Annotated in this window: 24 protein-coding genes; 17 read left to right on the forward strand and 7 right to left on the reverse strand. The window is 35.5% G+C overall.

Annotation, left to right across the window (positions count from 1 at the left end; all coding sequences use genetic code 11):
• Window positions 1–43 precede the first annotated feature (43 nt).
• From G3A47_RS10150 to G3A47_RS10160, 3 genes are all read right to left on the reverse strand, one after another.
• Entirely contained in the window at window positions 44–1,912 is a 1,869-nt protein-coding gene (locus tag G3A47_RS10150) for a M1 family metallopeptidase (protein ID WP_166922049.1), read from the reverse strand.
• 237 nt (window positions 1,913–2,149) lie between these two features.
• Window positions 2,150–3,730 (reverse strand): NADP-dependent glyceraldehyde-3-phosphate dehydrogenase, encoded by a 1,581-nt coding sequence (locus G3A47_RS10155; RefSeq protein ID WP_166922050.1) that lies wholly within the window; start codon window positions 3,728–3,730, stop codon window positions 2,150–2,152.
• Window positions 3,731–3,807: 77 nt separating this feature from the next.
• A complete protein-coding gene (locus G3A47_RS10160) occupies window positions 3,808–4,116 on the reverse strand; it encodes a rhodanese-like domain-containing protein (RefSeq protein ID WP_166922051.1) in 309 nt (102 codons plus the stop codon).
• 429 nt (window positions 4,117–4,545) lie between these two features.
• On the opposite strand from G3A47_RS10160, the gene G3A47_RS10165 reads away from it, so the two are divergent.
• Both G3A47_RS10165 and G3A47_RS10170 read left to right on the forward strand, forming a co-directional pair.
• A complete protein-coding gene (locus G3A47_RS10165; RefSeq protein ID WP_166922052.1) occupies window positions 4,546–5,172 on the forward strand; it encodes a Crp/Fnr family transcriptional regulator in 627 nt (208 codons plus the stop codon).
• A 500-nt stretch (window positions 5,173–5,672) separates the two neighbouring features.
• The gene (locus G3A47_RS10170; RefSeq protein ID WP_166922053.1) at window positions 5,673–6,458 is read left to right on the forward strand and encodes a sulfite exporter TauE/SafE family protein; all 786 of its coding nucleotides are present in this window, start codon (window positions 5,673–5,675) and stop codon (window positions 6,456–6,458) included.
• A gap of 707 nt (window positions 6,459–7,165) precedes the next feature.
• Here G3A47_RS10170 and cydB read toward each other — a convergent pair.
• The 4 genes from cydB to G3A47_RS10190 all read right to left on the reverse strand — a co-directional run bounded on the left by cydB (window position 7,166) and on the right by G3A47_RS10190 (window position 10,330).
• Window positions 7,166–8,242, reverse strand: coding sequence for a cytochrome d ubiquinol oxidase subunit II (gene cydB / locus G3A47_RS10175; protein ID WP_166922054.1), 1,077 nt, complete (start codon window positions 8,240–8,242; stop codon window positions 7,166–7,168).
• A 2-nt stretch (window positions 8,243–8,244) separates the two neighbouring features.
• The gene (locus tag G3A47_RS10180; RefSeq protein ID WP_166922055.1) at window positions 8,245–9,588 is read right to left on the reverse strand and encodes a cytochrome ubiquinol oxidase subunit I; all 1,344 of its coding nucleotides are present in this window, start codon (window positions 9,586–9,588) and stop codon (window positions 8,245–8,247) included.
• A gap of 283 nt (window positions 9,589–9,871) precedes the next feature.
• Window positions 9,872–10,129, reverse strand: coding sequence for a hypothetical protein (locus G3A47_RS10185; RefSeq protein ID WP_166922056.1), 258 nt, complete (start codon window positions 10,127–10,129; stop codon window positions 9,872–9,874).
• Window positions 10,130–10,330: a type II toxin-antitoxin system HicB family antitoxin gene (locus G3A47_RS10190; protein WP_166922057.1), complete on the reverse strand. Its 201-nt coding sequence runs from the start codon at window positions 10,328–10,330 to the stop codon at window positions 10,130–10,132.
• Between the two features lie 442 nt (window positions 10,331–10,772).
• On the opposite strand from G3A47_RS10190, the gene G3A47_RS10195 reads away from it, so the two are divergent.
• From G3A47_RS10195 to G3A47_RS10265, 15 genes are all read left to right on the forward strand, one after another.
• Entirely contained in the window at window positions 10,773–12,185 is a 1,413-nt protein-coding gene (locus G3A47_RS10195) for an MBL fold metallo-hydrolase (protein WP_166922058.1), read from the forward strand.
• A gap of 206 nt (window positions 12,186–12,391) precedes the next feature.
• Window positions 12,392–12,961, forward strand: coding sequence for a YeeE/YedE family protein (locus tag G3A47_RS10200; RefSeq protein ID WP_166922059.1), 570 nt, complete (start codon window positions 12,392–12,394; stop codon window positions 12,959–12,961).
• A gap of 10 nt (window positions 12,962–12,971) precedes the next feature.
• Window positions 12,972–13,457 (forward strand): DUF6691 family protein, encoded by a 486-nt coding sequence (locus tag G3A47_RS10205; RefSeq protein ID WP_166922060.1) that lies wholly within the window; start codon window positions 12,972–12,974, stop codon window positions 13,455–13,457.
• A gap of 280 nt (window positions 13,458–13,737) precedes the next feature.
• Window positions 13,738–14,199: a MarR family winged helix-turn-helix transcriptional regulator gene (locus G3A47_RS10210; RefSeq protein ID WP_166922061.1), complete on the forward strand. Its 462-nt coding sequence runs from the start codon at window positions 13,738–13,740 to the stop codon at window positions 14,197–14,199.
• Window positions 14,200–14,203: 4 nt separating this feature from the next.
• The gene (locus G3A47_RS10215; protein WP_166922062.1) at window positions 14,204–14,836 is read left to right on the forward strand and encodes an NAD(P)H-dependent oxidoreductase; all 633 of its coding nucleotides are present in this window, start codon (window positions 14,204–14,206) and stop codon (window positions 14,834–14,836) included.
• A gap of 34 nt (window positions 14,837–14,870) precedes the next feature.
• The gene (locus G3A47_RS10220) at window positions 14,871–15,437 is read left to right on the forward strand and encodes a YceI family protein (protein ID WP_166922063.1); all 567 of its coding nucleotides are present in this window, start codon (window positions 14,871–14,873) and stop codon (window positions 15,435–15,437) included.
• 203 nt (window positions 15,438–15,640) lie between these two features.
• Window positions 15,641–16,921: a hypothetical protein gene (locus G3A47_RS10225; RefSeq protein ID WP_166922064.1), complete on the forward strand. Its 1,281-nt coding sequence runs from the start codon at window positions 15,641–15,643 to the stop codon at window positions 16,919–16,921.
• A 291-nt stretch (window positions 16,922–17,212) separates the two neighbouring features.
• On the forward strand, window positions 17,213–18,613 hold the full coding sequence (locus G3A47_RS10230) for an anthranilate synthase component I family protein (RefSeq protein ID WP_166922065.1): 1,401 nt from the start codon (window positions 17,213–17,215) through the stop codon (window positions 18,611–18,613).
• Between the two features lie 70 nt (window positions 18,614–18,683).
• Window positions 18,684–19,127, forward strand: coding sequence for a hypothetical protein (locus G3A47_RS10235; protein ID WP_166922066.1), 444 nt, complete (start codon window positions 18,684–18,686; stop codon window positions 19,125–19,127).
• Window positions 19,128–19,222: 95 nt separating this feature from the next.
• The gene (locus tag G3A47_RS10240; RefSeq protein WP_166922067.1) at window positions 19,223–19,789 is read left to right on the forward strand and encodes an anthranilate synthase component II; all 567 of its coding nucleotides are present in this window, start codon (window positions 19,223–19,225) and stop codon (window positions 19,787–19,789) included.
• Window positions 19,790–19,900: 111 nt separating this feature from the next.
• Window positions 19,901–20,893 (forward strand): anthranilate phosphoribosyltransferase, encoded by a 993-nt coding sequence (gene trpD, locus G3A47_RS10245; RefSeq protein WP_166922068.1) that lies wholly within the window; start codon window positions 19,901–19,903, stop codon window positions 20,891–20,893.
• A gap of 65 nt (window positions 20,894–20,958) precedes the next feature.
• Complete coding sequence (trpC, locus tag G3A47_RS10250) at window positions 20,959–21,738, forward strand: indole-3-glycerol phosphate synthase TrpC (protein WP_166922069.1); 780 nt, start codon at window positions 20,959–20,961, stop codon at window positions 21,736–21,738.
• A 177-nt stretch (window positions 21,739–21,915) separates the two neighbouring features.
• Window positions 21,916–22,578 (forward strand): phosphoribosylanthranilate isomerase, encoded by a 663-nt coding sequence (locus G3A47_RS10255; RefSeq protein WP_166922070.1) that lies wholly within the window; start codon window positions 21,916–21,918, stop codon window positions 22,576–22,578.
• Window positions 22,568–23,749, forward strand: a complete 1,182-nt coding sequence (gene trpB / locus G3A47_RS10260; RefSeq protein ID WP_166922071.1) for a tryptophan synthase subunit beta — start codon at window positions 22,568–22,570, stop codon at window positions 23,747–23,749. The genes G3A47_RS10255 and trpB overlap by 11 nt, the downstream gene beginning before the upstream one ends.
• A gap of 89 nt (window positions 23,750–23,838) precedes the next feature.
• Window positions 23,839–24,156 (forward strand): gamma-glutamylcyclotransferase family protein, encoded by a 318-nt coding sequence (locus G3A47_RS10265; RefSeq protein ID WP_166922072.1) that lies wholly within the window; start codon window positions 23,839–23,841, stop codon window positions 24,154–24,156.
• Window positions 24,157–24,172 lie beyond the last annotated feature (16 nt).

Raw genomic sequence — 24,172 nt, forward strand, 5'->3', positions numbered from 1 at the left:
TAGATCCTTTTTGGGGCAGTCCGAAATTAAAATTCTGTTTTTTCTAGCTTTTCCAAGTATTATTGTTTGGAGTGGCATCCATAAAAATACCTCCGTCAATTGTTACTTGTTTGATTTGTTTTTTATTTTTTGAAGCAACGCTAGCCACTTTTTGATTCTTCTCCCAAATAGCCGGTGTTTGATGTAATGTTTCTTTTGTATCGTCTGCATAAACAATATTCACATCAAATGGAATAGCAAAGCCACCTGTATTTTCTATCAAAATAGTTTGACCATTAACGCTTTTAACAGAAAGATCAATATAATTATTAGTGAAAAACCAATTATTAAAAAACCAATTTAAATTCTTTCCGGAAGCACTATTTATCGAATTAAAATAATCCCACGGAATCGGGTGTTTTCCATTCCAATTGTCCATATAGGCATGTAATGATTTTTTGAATAATGCATCTCCAAGCAAATCTTTTAGCGCAATATAAGACAGTGAGGCCTTCCCGTAGGAGTTATTTCCATATCCGGCGCCTGAAAGCTGTGAAGACATAGAAATAATAGGCTGATCTTCTTCTGTTGACGGATCACTTATGTATTGTTTTACTCTAAATTCTTTATAAGACTTATCTGCAGCTTCTTTACCATGCTGTGAAATACCGATTAAATATTCAAAAGTAGTAGCCCAACCCTCATCCATAAAAGCATATCGTGTTTCATTGATTCCCATATAAAAAGGGAAATACGTATGTGCTACCTCATGGTCCTGAACTAATTGAGCAAAAACAGGGTCATTCATTTGTGAATCATTACACATCATTGGATATTCCATATCGGCGAATCCCTGAAAAGCAGTCATTTTAGAAAAAGGATATGGAATTCCCGGCCAATTGTTCGAAAACCAATCTAACGCATATTGGTTGTTTTTTACAGACACTACAAAATCAGTCCCTTTTATATCATAAGCCGCCTGAACACTGGCACGACGGTTTGTTTTTTTGTCTACCACTACACTACTTGCATCCCATAAATAATGGTCGCTCAATCCGAAACAAACGTCTGTAATATTTTTGGCTTCAAATTTCCAGATATTCCAATCATTTTGTTTGGTTACGACACCACTTTTCATTTCCTGCTCGTTAGCAATATGAAGCACTTCATCTGTTACATATGATTTTTTCAGACGAGCTGAAAATTCAGGTTGCAAAACCTCATCCGGATTTAATAAATCCCCTGTCCCATATACCACATAGTTTTTTGGTGCTTTAACAGAATACGTATAATCATTAAAATCATTATAAAATTCCTGACGATCTGTATGAGGCAATCTGTCCCATCCGTTATAATCATCAAAAACCGTAACTCTTGGGTAACTGTACGCTACAAAGAAAGTAGTATTATCTATTTGTCCTTCTCTTCCACTTTCCTTAGATAAAGGGTAATTCCAATCGATATTGATTGTTATTTTGCTATGAGGAAGCATTGGCTTTTTCATTTTTACATTTCCAACCGTTCCCCAGTTTCTTCCATTCTCATTATAAACTTCTCCTTCAATTTTAAGAGACGTGATGGTTAATCCTGCACTCAAAAAATCATCACTTACATCTCCTCCACGCGGTGAAGTGGGTTTATGAAGATTATTCACAAATCGAATTGGTAAATTTCTTAAGGTATCATTACTATTGTTTTCGTAAATGATAGTTTCAGTACCACTGACTACCTTAGTTTCTGCATTAACTGTAAGTTCCATAGTATACTTACCGTGATTTTGCCAATATTTTTTTCCCGGTTTTCCATCCATAGAACGGGTTCCGTTTTCGTAAGCTTCTTGAACATTTCTGGGCATATAAAGCTTTTGCGAAAAGCCGTTTTGCGACAGAAACAGAAACCCAAAAAGCAATAATTGGAGTACATTTTTTTTCATAAGTGATTTAGTTGTTAGTTGATTGATTAATTATGATATCAAAATTAGTGGAAGATTCTACACAAATGTTACACTACAAAGTAAAATTATACTTTTAGTAGTTTACTTAAGTTATTCCTTAATAATTTTTTTTCCCTTTTACATTTCACTTTTCACTTTTCACTTTTCACTCAAAAAAAACCGCCCTTTTCAAAAAAGAAAAAGACGGTAATCAAAAATTAATATATAACCTTTGCTCTACAAAATATAATCGGTATTAATAAAATTCGATTCTTTGCTGTTAAGCAATTCCTGCAAAATTTTATTGTTATAATCAATATCTTTTGAAGCAACAAATGTACGAATGGAGAAAGAACGCAAGGCGTCCGGAATACTTAAAGTACCCACGGCAGAATCTTTACGCCCAGTAAAAGGAAAGGCATCCGGGCCTCTTTGACAAGAACTGTTTAAGTTTACTCTGCAAACTAAATTGACCAAAGCATCAATAAGCGGTGCTAAAGTTTTAATATCTTTTCCGAATAAACTCACCTGTTGTCCGTAATTAGATTCGGCCATATCTTTTAATGGTTCTTTGATATCTTTAAAAGAAATTACCGGAACTACCGGACCAAATTGTTCTTCATGATAAACACGCATCTGTTTGTTTACAGGGAATAAAACCGCCGGAAAAATATAATTGTCAGCATGTTTTCCCCCTTTTTCATTCAGTATCTCTGCTCCTTTACTTTTTGCATCATCAATTAATTCCTGAATATAGGACGGCTTCTCCGTTTCCGGAAGCGGTGTTAATGAAACTCCTTTGTCCCATGGATTCCCGAATACTAAAGCATCTACTTTTTCGGAAAAACGTCTGTTAAATTCTTCTCTAATCGATTCGTGTACGTATAATACTTTCAAAGCCGTACAACGCTGACCGTTAAAAGACAAACTTCCTGTTATACATTCCTGGATAGCCAAATCTAAATCGGCATCCGGCAAAATAATTGCAGGATTTTTGGCTTCGAGACCTAAAATCAAACGCAGTCTGTTTTTATTAGGGTGCTGATCCTGTAGAGCAATGGCAGATTTACTGTTCCCGATTAAGGCTAACACATCAACTTTTCCTGATTTCATTATCGGAGAAGCCACTTCGCGCCCTCTGCCATAAACAATATTGATTACCCCTTTCGGGAAACTGCTTCTAAATGCTTCCAGCAATGGCGAAATACACAGAACACCATGTTTAGCCGGTTTAAAAATTACAGCATTCCCCATAATCAAGGCCGGAATCAACAACGAGAATGTTTCATTTAACGGATAATTATAAGGTCCAAGGCACAAAACAACTCCTAATGGGCCACGACGAATCATAGCGTTTACGCCTTGTACTTTAGAGAAATGAGAACTTCTTCCGTTAAGTTCTTTATAACTGTCAATTGTGTCGTAAATATATTCTACAGTCCTGTCAAATTCTTTTTGGGAATCTCCTAATGATTTTCCAATTTCCCACATTAAAAATTTCACCACTTCTTCTCGTGTAGCCTTCATTTGTGTCACGAAACTTTCCATGCACTTTATACGATCGGCAACTTTCATCGTTGGCCACAAACCTTGTCCCATATCATAAGCTGCCGTCGCAGCATCTACTACTTCATGCGCCTCTTTTTCTCCCATAAAAGGAATAGAGCCCAATAATGTCGGCGTATATTTTTCTGTAGATGAAATAGTCGAAAAAACAGGTGTGGTTTGTCCGGTCCATTGTTTCAATTCACCATTTACAAGATAGGTATCTTGATTGATAAGGGTTTTAATCTGAAATTCTTCGGGTATTAAACTCATAATCTTGGTTATTTGTAATTTGGTTATTAATCGCATTTTAAAAGAAAAAAAGAGGCTTTTTGGCCTCTTTTTCTTTATTATTGTACTGTATCACCTTCCCAGTCCAGGATACCACCAAGTAAATTATAGGCATTTGCTATCCCTAATTCATTCATGATCTGGCATGCCTTAGCACTTCTGGCTCCGGAACGGCAATACACATAGTAATTTTTACTTTTATCTAATTCTTCGATTTCGTAAATAAAACCTTGTCCTTTATTAATGTCAATATTTACGGCATTCTCGATGTAGCCGTCATTAAATTCGTCTTCAGTTCTTACGTCAAGTATAACTGCATTCTCGTCAGCAGCCAGTTGAGCAACCCAATCTTCTTGTGATAAATTCATAATAAATGTGTTTTTGTAAAATTACGACGTTTCTATTAATTAAAAACGTGCCAAATGCGATTTCGATTATTATTCTCAGAAAACGTTTTAGAGAAAGGATTATAATCAGTATTTCACAAAAATACTCACTATTTTTAAAAATTCAGTCTATAAAATCGATAGAAAATAGGATTTTTTCATTTGCATAAAATAGGTCTTAAAAACAATTTTCTGACAACTAATACCATTTCAATCTGCTATCTTTGTAAAAAATTATACATTTTAAGTTCTTTTTGACAATAAAAATAAAATTCAAACCCCTAAAATCATTCGTTTGAAAGAGAAAAAAGTAACTCATACATTATAAACCTGGTTCTTCTTTTTATAAAAAATGAAATAACTCTCATCAGCTTATAAATGATGATTCCGTGAGTATTAAAAAAAACAAACATGCAAAATCCGTTAAAAAATATCTTCCCTAATTTCTCCGATGAACTTATCGCTACTATTGAAGAAAATGCAAGTTCACAGGATTTCGAAGCTGGAACCATCTTAATGCGAACCGGACAATACATTAAAAACACGGTTTTGATCACCAAAGGGAAAATCAAAATTTATCGCGAGGGTGAAGACGGAGGAGAATTTTTAATGTACTACCTACAACCCGGACAAGCCTGTGCCATCTCAATGATTTGTACCGCCAAAAGCGAAAAAAGCCAGATCATGGCCAAAGTTGTAGAAGATGTTTCGGTAATGATGATCCCCTTGCAAATGATGGACAAATGGATGATGGAACACAGATCCTGGTACGAATTTGTAATAGATACCTACAGGAGTCGTTTTGAAGAGGTTCTCGAGGTTGTAGATAATATCGCCTTTCGTTCTATGGATGAACGTCTCGAATTTTATCTAAAAAGACATTCCGATGCCTGTGGTTGCACTGAAGTCAAATTATCCCATCAGGAAATCGCAACAGAATTGAATACCTCCAGAGAGGTTGTCTCCAGATTACTCAAAAAAATGGAACAACGTGGTCTCGTTAAATTAAACCGAAATCAGATTGAGATTTTGAAATGAGATTAGAAAAACACGAATTACACTAATTTGCACTAATTTTTTCTTAGTTTTTCTATCTCTAAAAAAATTGCGCTAATTCATAGTGGTAAAAAATGTTTGTCACAGATTAGAAGATTAAAAAGATTAAAAATCTGTGCGAATCTTTTTAATCTGTGGCAAGAAAAACTATTCGTGTAATTCGTGGCTAAAAAACAACGACGGATTAGAAGATTAAAAAACTAAAAATCTATGCGAATCCTTTTAATCTGTGGCAAGAAAAACTATTCGTGTAATTCGCGGCTAAAAAACAACGACGGATTAGAAGATTAAAAAAATTAAAATCTGTGCGAATCCTTTTAATCTGTGGCAAGAAAAACTATTCGTGTAAATTCGTGCAATTAGTGGCAAAAGAAAAAACAATTCGTGCAAATTCGTGAAATTCGTGTTTAAAAAGGTCTTATGTGATAAATGTTACTGTAGATTTCTACCAAACAAAGCACCTTTGCTTAAAAATACAATAAATGGAATATTTCGGTTACTTTGCTTCGATTATCATAGGAATCTCACTTGGCTTAATTGGCGGCGGCGGATCTATTCTTACTATTCCGATTTTGGTGTATTTGTTTAGAGTAAATCCCGAACAAGCCACTTCGTATTCTTTATTTATAGTGGGGTTAACCGCTTTATTTGGAAGTTACAGTCATTATAAAATGGGGAATCTAAAACTAAAATCTGCTTTGTATTTTGCCATTCCGTCAGTGATTTCGATCTTGATCATCCGGGAGGTTATTTTTCCTCAAATTGCTCAAACCTTATTTTCAGTAGCTTCTTATACCGTTTCAAAAGATTTTCTGATCATGATTATCTTTTCCGTATTGATGATTACAGCGGCGGTCTCGATGATCAACAAAAACAAACCTGAAATAAAAGGTGCCGAAACCAACTACCCTCAACTAAGCTTAATTGGTTTTCTAGTGGGAATTGTAACCGGATTTCTGGGTGCCGGTGGCGGCTTTTTGATTATTCCGGCCTTACTTTTTTTCGCCAATCTACCCATGAAACAAGCCGTTGGAACTTCCCTATTAATTATCACAATTAATTCCTGCATAGGATTTGGAGGCGATTTGTACATCGGAACACCGATAGACTACACCTTTTTACTAAGCGTATCCGCCATGGCACTTATCGGAATGATCATTGGAAGTCAGCTTTCTAAAAAAATTGATGGTGCCAAACTGAAACCTATTTTTGGGTGGTTTGTTCTCGTAATGGGATTTTATATTATTACTAAGGAAGTTTTATTTTAAGGCCTGAAGTTTTATATTCTTTTTTAACTATCTCTTGTTGTAATTAGAGGTTCAAAAAAACATCCAAAGAGGTTTAACTGAAAATCGAAATTTTGGCTAAAGCCTCTAATTATGAGCACTCTATTGCTCCTCCAGCTAAAGCTGAAGGCTATTGAAATTTTTATTCTATTTATAAGTTTTATCCTAATTTCAACAACTTCTTCTTTTTATTAATTGCTACCAAATTTAGTTGGAGATTTACAAATACACATTAAAAAAACTTTAGCCAAGCCTACCCTTTTGGCTAAAGCCCTTGTTTAACAATCTAAAATTAATCCTCCAACTGAAGCTGGAGGCTATTCATTTTTTTGTTCCATTTGTTGATTTCATTATAATATAACCCCTTTTAATTGCCTTCAGCTTTAGCTGGAGATTTACAAATACACACTAAAAAGGCTTTAGCCAAAACAAGTATTTTCACTAAAGCCCTTAATAACAACCTAAAATTAATCCTCTCCAGCTGAAGCTGAAGCTTATTCATTTTTTTGCTCCATTTGTTGATTTCATTATAATAGCTAACCCTTTTTAATTGCCTCAAGCTTTAGCTGGAGATTTACAAATACACACTAAAAAGGCTTTAGCCAAAACAAGCGTTTTGACTAAAGCCCTTAATAACAACCTAAAATTAATCCTCCAGCTAAAGCTGGAATCTATTGAATACTCTTGCTTTAATGCTCCCCATACCCAATATCATCCATTTTACCGCTAAAAACACGATACTGAATAATAAAATAAACAACCACCAACGCCAAAGCCACAAAAAACCAACTCATTCCCACAGACAAACCGTATTCGCCGGCTGCAGCGTTGTAAATCGTTAATGACGGATTGACTTTATTAGTAGAAGGCAAAACATTAGGAAAAATAGAAACTGCTGTTGAAGCAAATCCTCCGACCAAAAACAAGGTTGAAAATATAAAACCGTGTCCGTCTTTTTTAAAAGAGCGTACTTTAAACAAACCTACTATTCCAACAAAAGTCATTAGAGGGAAAAACCAAAGAATCGGATTCTCAATAAAGTTATGGAACGGTTTCGGCTCGATAAAATGCCAGATTTGTAAGGAGATAAAAACCAAAATCAGTAAGACAATATTGAGTTTAAAAACGACATTTTTGAGTTTTATATTTAAGGATGAATTGGTTTTGTAAATAATCCAGTTGGCACCGTGAATGGTTAGCGCGACCACACTTACAATTCCGAGAAACAAGGTAAACCAATCGATAATTCCCAATTCATTGGCCTGCGGACTAAAAGTTGGATTCCATAAAGGCAAAAAGAAATAATGAGCTTCCTGAGTAGAAACGCCATTGGTTACCATTCCTAAATTAACACCACGAACGATATTCCCCAAAGCAATCCCAAAAAACAAAGCCAAAAGCAAACTGGCAATCCCAAAAGCTTTATCCCAAATAGTCTCCCACATCGGATGGTGGATTTGTCCGCGCATTTCTAAACCAATAGCACGAAAAATCAACAACCACAAAATCATGATTAAAGGCAGATAAAATCCGCTAAAAGAAGAAGCGTATAAAGTTGGGAAAGCAAAAAACAAAACCCCTCCGGCTGCAATAATCCAAACCTCATTCGCATCCCAAAACGGACCAATAGCGTTGGTAATTGCTTTTTTATCTTTTTCTGTTTTTGCAAAAAACAAATGAATGATTCCCGCTCCAAAATCGTAACCGTCTAAAACAATATAAACGGCCAAAATTCCCATTAAAACTACGTACCAAAAAAATTCCATATTTATATATTTTCAGTTAAAGCCTCCTTGTGAGGGCCTTTGTTGATAATTTTCCCAATCAATAATAAAAACAACATTCCGAGTAAAAGGTACAATCCGATAAAACCTAATAATGTAAACAAAGTATTTCCGGAAGAAACGGTTGGTGAAGCTCCTTCGGCTGTTCGCAATAAATTATAAACCAGCCACGGTTGTCTTCCTAACTCGGCAGTATACCAGCCTGTTGTATTGGCAATATAGGGAAACGGCATCATAAAAAGCAAGGACCATAAAATCCATTTTGTTTCAAATAGTTTCCCGCGAATAAGTTGAAAAAGAGCACAAGCCATTAAACCTATAAACAAAGTTCCGAGTCCAACCATAATATGATAGGCATAGTACAATCCTGAGATATTAGTGGGATGCAGATCTTCTTCAAATTGATCCAGACCTTTAATTTCCTGATCCCAATTTCCATAAGTAAGGAAACTCAGAATGTTTGGAACTGCGATCTTATTATCCAGTTTTTTATCTTTTACATCGGGTTGCCCAATTAAAACAATCTCGGAGCCTTTTTTCTCGGTGTGGAAAATTCCTTCCATAGCCGCAAATGTTACCGGTTGGTATTTCACTACATTTTTTGCCAGTAAATCTCCTGTGGGAACAGCAACAATCATACTTGCAATTAATCCGAAAATAACTCCGGTTTTAAGAAACAGTTTCCCAAAAACAATATTCTTTTTGCTTAAAATATAGAAAGAACCTATTCCTGCCACAACAAAAGAACTCGTTACTAGAGAGGCTGCCTGATTGTGTAAATAGGACGGCCAAAGCCACGGATTTAAAAACAGCGCTTTAAAATTTGTTAATACAAACTTTCCATTCTCCAAAATCTCATACCCCACCGGGTTCTGCATCCACGAATGTGTTGCGATGATTAAATAACCACTGGCCCATGAACCAATGCAAATCAATAATCCGGTGACAAAATGCCATTTATGTCCGAGAAGTTTTTCTCCAAATAAAAACAGACCTAAAAAAGAGGATTCTAAGAAAAAAGAAAACATGCCCTCCATTGCCAGAGTCTGACCGATGATACCACCAGTCAATTCGGAGAATTTAGCCCAGTTTGTTCCAAATTGAAACTCCATCGGGATTCCGGTCACCACACCCATCGCAAAATTTAGAGCGAAGATTCTCATCCAAAAATGCGTGGCGTGATTATATTGTTCGTTTTGAGTTTTTAAATATTTCCATTTGAAGTACACAATGATCAGTGAAAGACCCATTGTAAGTTGCGGAAAAAGATAGTGAAAGGTAATTGTGAAGGCGAATTGCATTCGGTCATAAAAAAGCATTTCTTCCATGAGTGGTATTTTTATTATGAAGTCCCACAAATTTACCTATTAAAGTCCAAAATCAGGACCTTAAAAAAAAGTTTCTTACTTGATATTTCGTAAACTTTTCAGTACTTTGAAAAGGCTCTTATTTTTTTTAAACCATATAAGTGATGTAAGTTTATTTTAGTGCTGTGCTTTGACTTTATGGAACGCAAATAAAAAGCCTCTGAATAGAGGCTAACCTGTTTTTAGTTATTAGATATAATTCTGGTATTTGTTTCGTTACAGAGCTAATATTAATCGAACTTCTTTATCTATTTTTTGGTTCTTTTATATTGGCTCTAAAACTCATGTAAACATGGTAAAAATCTTCTAAATGTTTGGGCACATCCACTTGTAGTTCTAAAAAATAGTGACATAATGTTGGTGTGTCATAAAATTCTAAATCTTGTATGATACAACGAGTACCATGTATACAATTTCTAACTAAATGAAAATCATCGCCTATATTTGTGATACTGCAACCATATTCCTCTTCAAAATATTCTGTTAATTGAGTAAAATTCATTTATAGAGAGATAATTTCTTTATTACTTATTTCAATGTCATTTTTAGCCATAAAGTCAAAATACAATTTTGCACACTTTTTTAAAGAAATAAGAACACCTTCCTCAGAGTTCGATTGCGCACAAATTACCGGTATATCAGATAGATACCCAAAGAAATATCCACTATTGTCATGTTGAATAATAATTGCGTCTGTTTTCATAAGTTCTTGTTTGAGGTTGATGAGTACTTCTAATTAAGCGGGGACAATGTAAACAAGATCACTTAAAAATCAACACACTGGCCTTACGCTTTACCCTTAGATAATACAATATTATAACTTTTTTCTTACATAAAAATAAAATTACTGTTAATTTTTCAATATAGCAATCAAAATATAGTTGTTAGATTGCTCCTAACTCTATTGAGATTGACATTAATTTAAATCACACAAAAATTATCTATAAGTCCCTGAATAATTTTCGCCGTCCATAAGATTTACAAAATGCCCGATCGCTAATCAAATTACATTCGTCTGATTTTAATGCTTTAACCCGTTTATTTTCTTTCGTATTTTCACAAAAAACAAATTTCTGTAACATTAGTCACTTATTTTCCAAAAAAACAAAGTTACCTTTGTCACACATTATTTTAGATTGTTTATCATGAAAATAGAACAAATTTACACCGGATGCCTAGCACAAGGTGCTTACTATATCACTTCAAATGGCGAGGCGGCCATTATTGATCCGCTTAGAGAAATTCAACCTTATTTAGATCGTTTGGAACGTGACGGCGTAAAGCTGAAATATATTTTTGAAACTCATTTTCATGCCGATTTCGTTTCCGGTCACGTCGACTTAAGCAAAGAAACACAAGCTCCTATTGTTTACGGGCCAGATGCTGCCTGCGAATTTGATTGTATTTCAGCAAAAGACGGACAAGAATTTAAAATCGGAAGTATTACAATAAAAGTGTTGCATACTCCGGGTCACACCATGGAAAGCACCACTTATTTGCTGATTGACGAAAACGGAAAAGACCACGCTATTTTCTCCGGAGATACGTTATTTATCGGAGATGTCGGGCGTCCGGATTTGGCGCAAAAAGCAGCCGGAATGACTCAGGATCAATTGGCGGGGATTTTATTTCATTCGCTAAGAGATAAAATCATGACGCTCGCAGATGATGTTATTGTTTATCCTGCGCATGGTGCCGGAAGTGCTTGCGGAAAAAACATGAGTAAAGAAACTGTTTCTACTATTGGAAATCAAAAAGCAACCAATTATGCTTTGCGTGCTAATATGACGGAAACAGAATTTATTGCTGAGGTAACCGATGGACTATTGCCTCCACCTGCTTATTTTAGTATGAATGTTGCAATGAATAAAAACGGTTACGAAAGCTTTGAGTCTGTTTTAAATAACGGAATGAAAGCCGTAAACGCAAAAGAATTTGAAGCCGTTACCGAAGAAACCGGAGCTTTGATCCTCGACACCAGAAGTGCTGCCGATTTTAGCAAAGGGTTTATTCCACAATCTATTAATATCGGAATCAATGGCGATTTTGCTCCCTGGGTTGGTACTTTAATTGCCAATGTAAAGCAGCCTATTATATTGGTTACCGAAAAAGGACTGGAAGAAGAGACCGTAACCCGTTTAAGTCGTGTTGGTTTTGATACTATTATAGGTCATCTGGAAGGCGGTTTTGAAGCCTGGCAGAAAGCAGGTTTCGAAGTGGATACTGTAAACCGAATTACTGCTGCACAATTTGCAAGCGAATTTAAAATGGCAGAAGATAAAGTAATTGACATCCGTAAAGAAACAGAATACGCTGCTGAACATATTGAAGAAGCATACAGCAAACCGCTTGCTTATATCAATGACTGGGTAAAAGACATCAACCCGAATGAACATTTTTATCTGCATTGTGCAGGAGGATATCGCAGTATGATCGCGGCTTCGATTTTACAAGCACGCGGTTTTAGAAACTTCTCAGAAGTTGAAGGCGGTTTTGGAGCTATCTCTAAAACAGAAATCCCAAAATCAGATTTTGTCTGCCAAAGTAAAGTTTTGTAAATGAATTAATAGGTACAAAGGTTCAAAGGTGCAGAGGCACAAAGTTCTGAGCCTTTGAACTTATGAAAAGTGGCTAAGATTCTGAGTCACTAAGGTTCTAAGTTTTGAACCTTTATTACTTAGAATCTAAAAAAACTTTAAACTCACACAAAGCAAAAACTTACCAACTCAGAATCTTAGTAACTCTGAACCTTTAAATAAAAAATATGAATCTACTAGAAATAATAAAAGAACCTTGGCCTTGGTATGTTTCAGGTCCGCTTATTGGATTAACTGTACCGATTTTGTTAATCATAGGAAATAAATCATTTGGGATTAGTTCGTCATTGCGACATATCTGTGCCATGTGTATTCCTGCCAATATTTCCTTTTTTAAATACGACTGGAAAAAAGAAAGCTGGAATCTGTTCTTCGTTTTCGGAATATTTTTAGGAGGTATCATTGCAACGGCATTTTTGTCAAACCCAAATGCAATTGAAATCAATGCTAAACTTTCGGAGCAATTAGCCACTTATAGCATTACCGATCATTCCGGTTTATTGCCTGCGCAACTTTTCTCATGGGAAAGTTTATTTACACTACGCGGATTCATTATGATTGTAGTGGGTGGATTTTTAGTAGGCTTCGGAACGCGTTATGCGGGAGGATGCACAAGTGGTCATGCCATTATGGGAATTTCAAATTTACAATGGCCGTCTTTAGTTGCTACTATCTGTTTTATGATTGGTGGTTTTGCTATGGCCAATTTGATTCTTCCTTATATTCTTTCACTTTAATATTTTAAAAATGGCTAACTCAAATTTAGAAAATAAAAATACAGATACAGAAGGAATCAACGGAAGTCAATTAAAAGACTCCGCGTTCTCCAATCTAAAATACCTTGTTGTCGGAATCTTTTTCGGAATTGTATTCGTAAAAGCAGAAATCATCAGCTGGTATCGTATTCAGGAAATGTTTCAATTACAGTCCTTCTTTATGTACGGCGTAATCGGAAGTGCCGTTGTGGTAGGCATTATATCAGTATGGTTGATTAAAAAATTCGATATTAAAACCATTCAAGGAGAAAAAATCGAAATTCAACCCAAAACATTCAGCAAAGGACAAATTTATGGTGGCCTCCTATTCGGATTTGGATGGGCTATAACCGGTGCTTGTCCCGGCCCTCTTTTTGCACAAATTGGTACCGGAGTTACGGTAATTGTCGTTACTTTAGTCAGTGCAATAGCCGGAACATGGGTTTATGGCTTGCTAAAAGACAAGCTTCCTCATTAATTTTTTTACTTTATACTTACAAATTCACCCGGCAGGTTTTAAAAACTTGTCGGGTGATTTTTTTTTCACCCAGACCTTTTTCTTAGTTTAAAAAATAGTTAAATCACTCAAAAGCAATACTTTAAAAAGTAAAAATAGTTTACTTTTATTTCGGTTTTAAAAGACTAAAATCTCTCTCAAAACCAGCCGTTAATAAAATTAACAAAAAATTAACACTACACTTGTATATACAACTATTAAAAGATATACATTTGTATATACAAATTATACACTTACGACTATGACAATTGAAGAGGTTATTAAAAGTACAGTTAAGATGGATAATGCGAAAAAAGTTATTCTGAATATTATGTACACGCAAAATGTGATTCTGGATCATTTTAATGAAATATTAAAACCATATGATCTGTCAGGAGAACAATATAACGTGTTACGCATATTAAGAGGACAAAAAGGAAATCCTGCAAATATGTGTGTGATCCAGGAGCGTATGCTGGCCAAAACCAGTAACACCACCCGTCTGGTAGACAAATTGTTGCTAAAAGAACTGGTAACGAGAAATGTTTGCCCGAACAACAGAAGAAAAATAGAAGTTTTAATTACCCAAAAGGGATTAGATATCTTAAAAGAATTAGATCCGAAAGTAGACAACCACGAGCGAGCGTTTGCTGAGAATCTGGAACCAGATGAATTAGAATTATTAAATCAATTTTTAGAAAAATACCGCAATCAAAACAATTAACAGTATGAGTACATTTTTAGAAAATCAAAATTGGAGATATGCAACAAAACAATTTGATGCAACCAAAAAAATAGCAGAAACAGATTTAAATACTATAAAAGAAGCTGTTAGACTTAGCGCCTCTTCTTACGGTTTACAACCTTACAAAGTAGTTATCGTTGACAATCCGGAATTAAGAGAGCAACTAAAAGCAGCTGCTTTCGGGCAAACACAAATTACAGATGCTTCTCACCTGTTTGTTTTTGCAAATGATGTTAACGCAGGAGCAGAATCTGTAGACCAATATATTAACACCATCAGCGAAACAAGAGGCGTGCCTAGTGAGTCATTAGCAGGATTTAGCGATATGATGAAAGGGGCAATTTCCAGATTGTCTGAAGAAGCAAAACACAACTGGACTGCCAAACAAACTTATATTGCCTTAGGAAACTTACTAAACGTAGCTGCCGAATTGAGAATTGACGCTACTCCAATGGAAGGTTATAACGCCGCTGCATTTAATGAAATCTTAGGATTTGACAAATTAGGTTTAAATGCGTCAGTAGTTGCAACTGTGGGGTACCGACACGATGAAGACAGTACACAACATTACAAAAAAGTTAGAAAATCAAACGAAGAATTATTTATCACACTATAATTATTTAATAACAATCAAAAATCCATTTTAACAAATGAAAAATTTAAAAACAATTGCAATAGCATTATTCGTAGCAGTAGCTAGCGTTTCAGTAAACGCACAAACTAAGAAAATCGACGTAAAAGCGTCTTCTATCAAATGGGTAGGTAAAAAAGTAACCGGAGAGCACTCAGGTACAGTAAACTTTAAAGAAGGTGCTGTCGTTTTAAAAGGAAAAAAACTAGTTGGTGGTAGCTTTACTGTTGATATGAATTCCTTAACTGCAACTGATATTACAGGAGAATACCAAGGAAAATTAAACGGTCACTTAAAAGCGGACGATTTCTTTGGAACTGCAAAATTCCCAACTGCAAAATTAGTTTTCAAAACGGTAGCAGCTAAAGCAACTAATGTGTATACTGTAACGGCAGACTTAACAATCAAAGGAATTACTAAACCGGTAACTTTTGATATTACTGTAAACGGAAATACTGCAACTACTGCATTTAAAGTAGACAGAACTAAATACGATATTAAATACAACTCTGGTAACTTCTTCGAAAACTTAGGAGACAAAACGATCAATGACGATTTCGAATTGACTGTAGCTTTAAAATTCTAATATTTCAGACATACTAATTCAGAAATTTGGATGGCCTCAATAGTTTTATACTATTGGGGCTTCTTTTTTTTATTCTATTTCCAAAAAAATAACGTTCTTAATGGTAATGTAACACTTTCGTAATACCGCACAGGACGTTGATTAACATTGGTCTTCTACTTTTGAGCAAATTAAAAAAATCAAAAACTAGAAATCAAATAGTTATGAAAACAAAAGCATGCCTTGTTATTATCACCCTCATCAGCTCTTTTATTTTACACGCTCAACAACAGCAAAAAGGAATTATTGGTACTTCAAACTGGATGAACAATTGGACTAATTTTAAACCTTTTGCAAACGAATATAGTGAAGCAACCAATATCATTGCCGGAACAATAAACAAAGACACAAAACTTTTAAAACGCAATACCTATCAATTAGTTGGTGTCGTTTACGTAACCAATAACGCTACTTTAACCATAGAACCGGGAACTATAATTCGCGGGGATGATAAAACCTGTGGCACACTGGTCATCACAAATGGTTCTAAAATTTTGGCCGAAGGTTTAGAAACGGATCCGATTGTTTTTACTTCGAATAAAGAAAAAACAGAAAGACGTCCGGGTGACTGGGGTGGTATCATTATTTTAGGAAAAGCACCCATAAACACACTTGGAGGTGTACATACCTTGCCTTTTGACTTAGAACCTCTTCTGAACCATTACGGAGGTCAGGATGCCGAAGATAATTCGGGAATTTTAAAATACGTACGAATTGAGTATGCCGGAAGAAAATTGAGTGCCTTAAAAGAACTTAACGGACTTTCTCTGGCCGGAGTAGGAAGAAAAACGGTTTTAAATAGTATTCAGATCAGTTATTCAAATGACGATTCTTTTGAATGTTATGGTGGAGATTTAAACCTGAACAATCTTATTTCTTACCGCACCACCGATGATGATTTTGATTTTACACAAGGCGCGCAAATCAACATTAGCAATAGTATCGCCATTCGTCATCCGTTTTCTTCAGATGTTTCCGGATCAAGATGTTTTGAAATAGACTCTTACGATAAAATCCAAAATACGGATATGAGCAAAAAACTGACTCGCATCAATGCCAGCAACATAACATTGGTGAATCTGGAAGAGAACAATCAGGGCTTGGTAAGAGAATCTGTTTATGTAAAAGAAAATGCATTTTTCAACTTAACCAACAGTATCGTTTCAGGCTTTTCCCCTTTTGTATTACTAGACCAAAATATCGGAGACATCAATGCTAATTTAGCCAAAATCACCTTTAAAAATATAATTGCGAACAATTGCAATGGCGGAATTACAAGCGAATCCAATAGTGCTAATGGATCACTTCAAACTTGGTACAATCAACCTGAATTTGCGATCGGATATTCAAAATTAAAAAACAACGAGCTGTTTACAATGCCCAATATCAAAGGAAATCCTGACTTTAGAGCCAACGTAAACAACACGATTGCAATTGGAAATTAAGCACTTAAAAACTACTTACCATTTTAAAATTTAACAAATTTCTAAATTTAGAAAAGTTTTTTTTGAAATTTTATGTGCTCTAATTCAAATTACATTTATATCTTTGTCGCAACAAAAAAAGAAATGAGAACAATTTTAAACAATACTTGGTGGTGGAAGAATTTACGTCAAACGTCGTGAACGAAGCTTCCTATGGTACTTTAAAAACTATAAATATAAAAGGCTTGTCATCACGACAAGCCTTTTTTTTTGATAAAAACCGAACTAATTAAACATTAAAAACTATATACTTTGAAACCTTTTATACTCAACACACACTACAAACAAATCCTGGCAGATACCATCACGCCGGTAAGTATTTATTTTAAAATCAGAGATAAATTCCCAAACAGTCTATTACTTGAAAGTAGCGATTATCACGGAAGTGACAACAGTTTCTCGTACGTTTGCTGCAATCCTATAGCGACAATCAAAATTGAAAACGAAGTCATTTCAAAAACATTTCCTGACGGAACATCGGAAACCATTGCAATTGATAACTCGACCAATATCCCTGAAATAATTCAGGATTTTTCAAGACAGTTTAAATCAGAAAAAAATGATTTTAAATTCATCAATAATGGCTTGTTCGGCTACATATCTTATGATGCGGTTCGTTATTTTGATAAAGTTTCAATTGCCAAAAAAGACAATACAACATCAATTCCGGATTTATTCTACGCCGTTTATCAGAACATTATTGCGATCAACCATTTCAAAAATGAAGCTTATATCTTTTGCCACAGTGTAAACGACAAAAACAACATTTCAGAAATAGAACAATTACTGCAATCCAGAAATATCGCTTCTTATAAATTCACCAAAGAAGGAGAAGGATTTTCGAATTTAACAGATGAAGAATTCAAACACAATGTGGCTTTAGCCAAAAAACACTGTTTCCGTGGAGATGTATTTCAATTGGTTTTATCACGTCGTTTTACACAAGGTTTCAAAGGAGACGAATTTAATGTTTACAGAGCTTTGCGAAGCATAAACCCTTCTCCGTATTTATTCTTTTTTGATTACGGAGATTTCAAAATATTTGGCTCTTCACCGGAAGCACAAATTATCGTAAAAAACCGAAAAGCAGAAATTCACCCTATTGCCGGAACATTCAAAAGAACCGGAAATGATGAACGCGATGCCCTCTTAGCCAAAGAACTTTCAGAAGACAAAAAAGAAAACAGCGAACACGTAATGTTGGTTGACTTAGCCAGAAATGATTTAAGCAGAAATGGCCACGATGTCAATGTTGAAAAATACAGAGAAGTTCAATTCTTCTCGCATGTCATTCACTTAGTTTCAAAAGTTACAGGACATTTACATGATAAAGCCACCACTATGCAGGTTGTTGCAGATACTTTTCCGGCCGGAACTTTAAGCGGAGCACCAAAACACAGAGCGATACAATTGATTGAAAATTACGAAAAAACCAATCGTAATTTCTATGGCGGCGCCATTGGCTTCATGGATTTTGAAGGCAATTTTAATCATGCCATCATGATTCGAACTTTCCTTAGTAAAAACCACCAATTGCACTGTCAGGCCGGAGCCGGAATTGTTGCCAGTTCAGACGAAGAAAGCGAAATGCAGGAAGTGTATAATAAACTTAAAGCGCTGAACAAAGCCTTAGAAATGGCGGAGAAAATTTAGCAATAATCTCAAAACCTGAAACTTGAAACTTGAAACAAAAAAAAACTAAACCATAAAACCATAAATAAAAATGAAAAAAACATTGTCCCTTTTAGTAGTATTAATCACAATTTCAGCTTGTAATTCAGAAAAAAAACAAAACCTTGTTGAAGGAACCTGGCGTTTAATATCAGCAGAAACGACAGAGAAAGATTCTACTTTTTCTACTTTCAATTCAAAAACAAAAATGATTAAAATTATAAATGATTCCCACTTTGCTTTTTTTAATCATGATTTACAGAATGGAAAAGATTCAACAAATGCCGTATTTTTTGGAGGAGGCGGAAAATATACTTTAAAGGATAGCGTGTACACCGAACATCTGGAATATTTCAATAACCGCCAATGGGAAAACAATAAGTTTGAGTTCGTAGTAAAAGTTAAAAACGATACCCTGATTCAAAAAGGAATCGAAAAAATAGAAAAATTAGGAGTCGATCGTGTTATTGTAGAGAAATACGTTCGAGAAAAATAGAAAACAAATAGTTTCAGGTTCCGGGTTTCAAGTTTAATGTTCCAACAACTTGAAACCTGAAACAAAGAAAACCTGAAACAAAAAATAATAACATCATGAAAAAAATACTAGTTATAGACAATTACGATAGTTTCACTTACAACCTGGTACACTATTTAGAAGATTTAAATTGCGAAGTTACCGTATACAGAAACGACGAATTTGATATCGATGAGATCAGTTCTTTCAATAAAATTTTACTCTCTCCGGGGCCCGGAATTCCGGATGAGGCAGGATTATTAAAAGCAGTGATTCAAAAATACGGCCCGACCAAAAGCATTTTAGGTGTTTGTTTGGGACAGCAAGCAATTGGAGAAGTTTTTGGAGGAACACTTTCTAACCTTGACAAAGTATATCATGGTGTTGCTACAAATGTTAAAACAGTCGTTTCTGATGAAGTTTTGTTTGAAGGTTTAGGCAGTGAATTTGAAGTTGGGCGTTACCATTCGTGGGTTGTTGATGCTAATCTGCCGGAAGTTTTAGAAGCCACTTCAATTGACGAAAACGGCCAAATTATGTCACTAAGACACAAAACTTTTGATGTAAGAGGCGTTCAGTTTCACCCGGAAAGTGTATTAACCCCAAACGGAAAGAGGATTTTGGAGAATTGGATAAAGGGGTAGTTATCAGTTTGCAGTTTCAATGAAATGTCAAATGTGAAATGCCAAACTTGAAACCTGAAACTTGAAACAAAACTTAACATCTCAGAACCTTAGAATCTTTAAAGAAAAAAAATGAAAAATATATTAAACAAATTAATCAATCACGAAGTACTTTCTAAAGAGGAAGCCAAAGACGTATTGATTAATATCTCAAGCGGTGCTTATAATCCGAGTCAGATTTCAGCTTTTTTGACTGTGTTTATGATGAGAAGCATTACTATTGAAGAACTTTCGGGTTTTCGTGAAGCCTTGTTAGAATTGTGTATACGGGTAGACTTATCTGCCTATAATGCCATCGACCTATGTGGAACCGGTGGTGACGGAAAAGATACTTTCAATATCTCGACCTTGGCTTCCTTTGTTGCCGCTGGAGCAGGGATAAAAGTAGCCAAACACGGAAATTATGGTGTATCTTCTATTTCCGGGTCAAGCAACGTGATGGAAAAAATGGGTATCAAATTTAGCAGCGATCCCGGTTTTCTGGAAAAATGTATGGATCAGGCCGGAATTTGTGTTTTACACGCCCCTTTGTTTCACCCTGCAATGAAAAATGTTGGCCCAATCCGAAAAGAACTAGCGGTAAAAACCTTCTTCAATATGTTAGGTCCAATGGTAAACCCATCGTTTCCTAAAAATCAATTGGTTGGTGTTTTCAATTTGGAATTAGCCCGAATGTACGCTTATCTCTACCAAAATACCGATGTGAATTTTACGATTTTACATTCGCTTGACGGTTATGATGAAATTTCATTAACAGGCCCGACAAAAATCATTACCAGCGATATGGAAGGTATGTTAAAACCGGAAGATTTTAAAGTTCGTCTTTTATCACAAAGAGAAATTGAAGGCGGAAGAACAATAGAAGAATCTGCTGATATGTTTACCAATATCATTTCCGGAAAAGGAAGTGAGGCTCAGAATAATGTGGTTTGTGCAAACGCCGCAATGGCCATTGCAACCGTAACAAAATGTTCTGCAAAAGAAGGTTTTACACTGGCAAAAGAAAGTTTATTCTCCGGAAAAGGATTAAAAGCGCTAAAAAAATTACAAGAATTAAGTAAGTAAAAAAAATCAAGTTTCAAATTCCAAATTCCAACAACTTGAAACCTGAAACCTGAAACAAACAACCAATGAATATACTCGATAAAATAATATTCGACAAACAAAGAGAAGTAGTTCTTAAAAAAACAATCATCCCGGTTTCGCAACTGGAAAGTTCAGTTTTTTTTGAAAGACAAACGATTTCTTTAAGTCAAAAGTTAAAACAAAGTTCGACGGGAATAATCGCAGAACACAAACGCCGCTCTCCTTCAAAATTAGTAATCAATCATAATTTTACGGTAGAAGAAGTAGTGAAAGGGTATGAAAACGCAGGTGCCTGTGGAATCTCTGTTTTAACTGACGGAAAATATTTTGGAGGTTCGCTTGACGATTTACTTCTGGCGAGAGCTTCTGTAAACCTGCCGCTTTTGCGAAAAGAATTTATTGTAGATGAGTATCAAATTTTGGAAGCCAAAGCATTTGGTGCCGATTTGATTTTACTGATTGCAGCCGTTTTGACCCGTGAAGAAATCAAATCACTTTCAGAATTTGCTAAAAAACTGGGCTTAGAAGTTTTACTCGAAGTTCACAATCAGGAAGAACTGGAAAAATCGATTATGCCAACACTTGACATGATTGGCGTGAATAACAGAAATCTTAAAACTTTTGAAGTAAGTCTGGATTTCAGCAAACAATTGGCCTCGCAAATTCCGGATGATTTCGTAAAAGTTTCAGAAAGCGGCATTTCGTCTGTAGAAGCCATATCTGAATTAAAACCATACGGATATAAAGGCTTCTTAATTGGAGAAAATTTCATGAAAACCGATAATGCCGGTAAAGCCGCGACAGAATTTATCAGCCAATTGTGAAAATGTAATATCTAAAAATTTAGCCACTAATTTCACGAATTAGCACGAATTGAATTTGCGTAAATTAGGGAAATTAGTGGCAAAAAAAAAGCACATAAAGCTTTGCGAACCCCGCGTTTATAAAGATTAACAATATAAAAAACCTAGCGCACTTTGCGGTTAAAAAAAAAAGAAAAAATGAAACTCAAGATCTGTGGCATGAAATATCTCGATAATATTCTCGAAGTAGGAGCGCTCCTACCCGATTATATGGGATTTATTTTCTGGGAAAAATCTGCTCGTTATTTTGACGGAACGATTCCCGAACTGATTAAAACAATTAAAAAAACAGGCGTTTTTGTAGATGAAACCGTTGAAAACATTATCTCTAAAATCGACAAATATCATTTACAAACTGTTCAATTACACGGAAAAGAATCCGTTGCATTTTGTCAGGAATTAAAAGCTAAAATCGATGCCCGAATTGATCTTACTACAGAAATCATTAAAGTATTCTCTGTTGATGAGAGTTTTGATTTCGACCTTTTAAAACCATACGAAGAGGTCTGTGATTATTTTCTATTCGATACAAAAGGAAAACTACCTGGTGGAAACGGAACTACTTTCGACTGGACAATACTGGAAAATTACAAATCCGAAAAGCCACTCTTCTTAAGCGGAGGCATCGGAATTGACGAAATACCGATGATTAAAGACCTCAAAATTCCGATTTACGCTATTGACGTAAACAGCAAATTTGAACTTGAACCGGGATTAAAAAACACAAGTCTATTAAAAAAGTTTCAGAAAAAATTAAAACCTGCAACTATAAACCCAAAACAACTATACAATGAATTATAATGTCAACGAAAAAGGATATTACGGCGAATTTGGAGGGGCTTACATTCCCGAAATGCTGTATCCAAATGTAGAAGAATTACGCCAGCAATACTTAAAAATCATAGCAGAACCTGATTTTAAAGCAGAGTTCGATCAATTATTAAAAGATTATGTCGGACGTCCAAGCCCTTTGTATTTTGCCAAGCGTATATCTGAAAAATACAATACCAAAGTTTATTTAAAAAGAGAGGATTTAAATCATACAGGAGCCCATAAAGTCAACAATACGATTGGACAGATATTAGTCGCCAAACGTTTGGGTAAAAAACGAATTATTGCAGAAACCGGTGCAGGTCAGCATGGTGTAGCAACAGCAACCGTTTGTGCTTTAATGGGAATTGAATGTATCGTATACATGGGTGAAATTGACATTGCCCGTCAGGCACCAAACGTTGCCCGTATGAAAATGCTGGGGGCAGAAGTCCGTCCGGCACTTTCGGGTTCAAAAACGTTAAAGGATGCTACAAACGAAGCCATCCGCGATTGGATCAACAATCCGGTTGACACCCACTATATCATTGGATCTGCTATTGGGCCACACCCTTACCCGGATATGGTAACCCGTTTTCAAAGTATTATTTCTGAAGAAATAAAATGGCAGTTAAAAGAAAAAGAAGGTCGTGAAAACCCGGATTATGTTGTTGCCTGTATCGGTGGCGGAAGTAATGCCGCAGGAACGTATTATCACTTTTTACACGAACCGGAAGTAGGCATTATCGCCGTTGAAGCTGCCGGAAAAGGAGTTGACAGCGGTCACAGTGCCGCCACCAGTAAATTAGGGAAAGTAGGTATTATTCACGGTTGCAAAACCTTACTAATGCAAACTCCTGATGGTCAGATTACGGAACCTTATTCGATTTCTGCAGGTCTTGATTATCCGGGAGTTGGTCCTATGCACGCTCATTTGGCGCAAACGGGCCGTGGCGAATTCTTCTCCGTAACCGATGATGAAGCGATGAATGCCGGTCTGGAACTTACTAAACTGGAAGGGATAATTCCGGCAATTGAAAGTGCCCATGCCTTTGCGGTTTTAGATCAGAAAAAATTCAAGCCAACTGATGTTGTTGTAATCAGTCTTTCAGGTCGTGGTGATAAAGATTTAGACAATTACATCGAGTACTTTAAATTGTAATAAAAATCGTAATTTGCATGTTCGCAAGGGTCGGACTTTTTATTGACATGATCCTTAAAAACAAACAAATAACGAGAAAAATAATAATTATGGAACAGCTATTCTCTTACGGAACCCTACGCTCAAAAGAAATTCAAATGCAAATTTTTAATAAATTATTGAACGGAAAAGCAGATCAACTTTCCGCCTATAAACTAAAAGACCTAAAAATAGAAGAAGAATTTGGAATGGCGGACTATTTTGTAGCGGTACCAAGCGAAAACCCTTCTGACTCCATTAAAGGCATTGTTTATACCATTTCTAACGAAGATTTAACCAAAGCTGACCAATTTGAATCCAATTCGTATAGAAGGGTTCGAATAACATTGAAGTCCGGAACTATTGCGTGGATTTATATTGAAAGTTAAGCATTACGACTTTCTA

This window comes from Flavobacterium poyangense, assembly GCF_011751075.1.
In the GTDB taxonomy this organism is placed as follows: Bacteria; Bacteroidota; Bacteroidia; order Flavobacteriales; family Flavobacteriaceae; genus Flavobacterium; species Flavobacterium poyangense.

Bases quoted from the DNA above. Each gene is read 5' to 3' on its own strand.
- G3A47_RS10150 (WP_166922049.1), bottom strand. From the start codon at position 1,912: ATGAAAAAAAATGTACTCCAATTATTGCTTTTTGGGTTTCTGTTTCTG.
- G3A47_RS10155 (WP_166922050.1), bottom strand. From the start codon at position 3,730: ATGAGTTTAATACCCGAAGAATTTCAGATTAAAACCCTTATCAATCAA.
- G3A47_RS10160 (WP_166922051.1), bottom strand. From the start codon at position 4,116: ATGAATTTATCACAAGAAGATTGGGTTGCTCAACTGGCTGCTGACGAG.
- G3A47_RS10165 (WP_166922052.1), top strand. From the start codon at position 4,546: ATGCAAAATCCGTTAAAAAATATCTTCCCTAATTTCTCCGATGAACTT.
- G3A47_RS10170 (WP_166922053.1), top strand. From the start codon at position 5,673: ATGGAATATTTCGGTTACTTTGCTTCGATTATCATAGGAATCTCACTT.
- cydB (WP_166922054.1), bottom strand. From the start codon at position 8,242: ATGGAATTTTTTTGGTACGTAGTTTTAATGGGAATTTTGGCCGTTTAT.
- G3A47_RS10180 (WP_166922055.1), bottom strand. From the start codon at position 9,588: ATGGAAGAAATGCTTTTTTATGACCGAATGCAATTCGCCTTCACAATT.
- G3A47_RS10185 (WP_166922056.1), bottom strand. From the start codon at position 10,129: ATGAATTTTACTCAATTAACAGAATATTTTGAAGAGGAATATGGTTGC.
- G3A47_RS10190 (WP_166922057.1), bottom strand. From the start codon at position 10,330: ATGAAAACAGACGCAATTATTATTCAACATGACAATAGTGGATATTTC.
- G3A47_RS10195 (WP_166922058.1), top strand. From the start codon at position 10,773: ATGAAAATAGAACAAATTTACACCGGATGCCTAGCACAAGGTGCTTAC.
- G3A47_RS10200 (WP_166922059.1), top strand. From the start codon at position 12,392: ATGAATCTACTAGAAATAATAAAAGAACCTTGGCCTTGGTATGTTTCA.
- G3A47_RS10205 (WP_166922060.1), top strand. From the start codon at position 12,972: ATGGCTAACTCAAATTTAGAAAATAAAAATACAGATACAGAAGGAATC.
- G3A47_RS10210 (WP_166922061.1), top strand. From the start codon at position 13,738: ATGACAATTGAAGAGGTTATTAAAAGTACAGTTAAGATGGATAATGCG.
- G3A47_RS10215 (WP_166922062.1), top strand. From the start codon at position 14,204: ATGAGTACATTTTTAGAAAATCAAAATTGGAGATATGCAACAAAACAA.
- G3A47_RS10220 (WP_166922063.1), top strand. From the start codon at position 14,871: ATGAAAAATTTAAAAACAATTGCAATAGCATTATTCGTAGCAGTAGCT.
- G3A47_RS10225 (WP_166922064.1), top strand. From the start codon at position 15,641: ATGAAAACAAAAGCATGCCTTGTTATTATCACCCTCATCAGCTCTTTT.
- G3A47_RS10235 (WP_166922066.1), top strand. From the start codon at position 18,684: ATGAAAAAAACATTGTCCCTTTTAGTAGTATTAATCACAATTTCAGCT.
- G3A47_RS10240 (WP_166922067.1), top strand. From the start codon at position 19,223: ATGAAAAAAATACTAGTTATAGACAATTACGATAGTTTCACTTACAAC.
- trpD (WP_166922068.1), top strand. From the start codon at position 19,901: ATGAAAAATATATTAAACAAATTAATCAATCACGAAGTACTTTCTAAA.
- trpC (WP_166922069.1), top strand. From the start codon at position 20,959: ATGAATATACTCGATAAAATAATATTCGACAAACAAAGAGAAGTAGTT.
- G3A47_RS10255 (WP_166922070.1), top strand. From the start codon at position 21,916: ATGAAACTCAAGATCTGTGGCATGAAATATCTCGATAATATTCTCGAA.
- trpB (WP_166922071.1), top strand. From the start codon at position 22,568: ATGAATTATAATGTCAACGAAAAAGGATATTACGGCGAATTTGGAGGG.
- G3A47_RS10265 (WP_166922072.1), top strand. From the start codon at position 23,839: ATGGAACAGCTATTCTCTTACGGAACCCTACGCTCAAAAGAAATTCAA.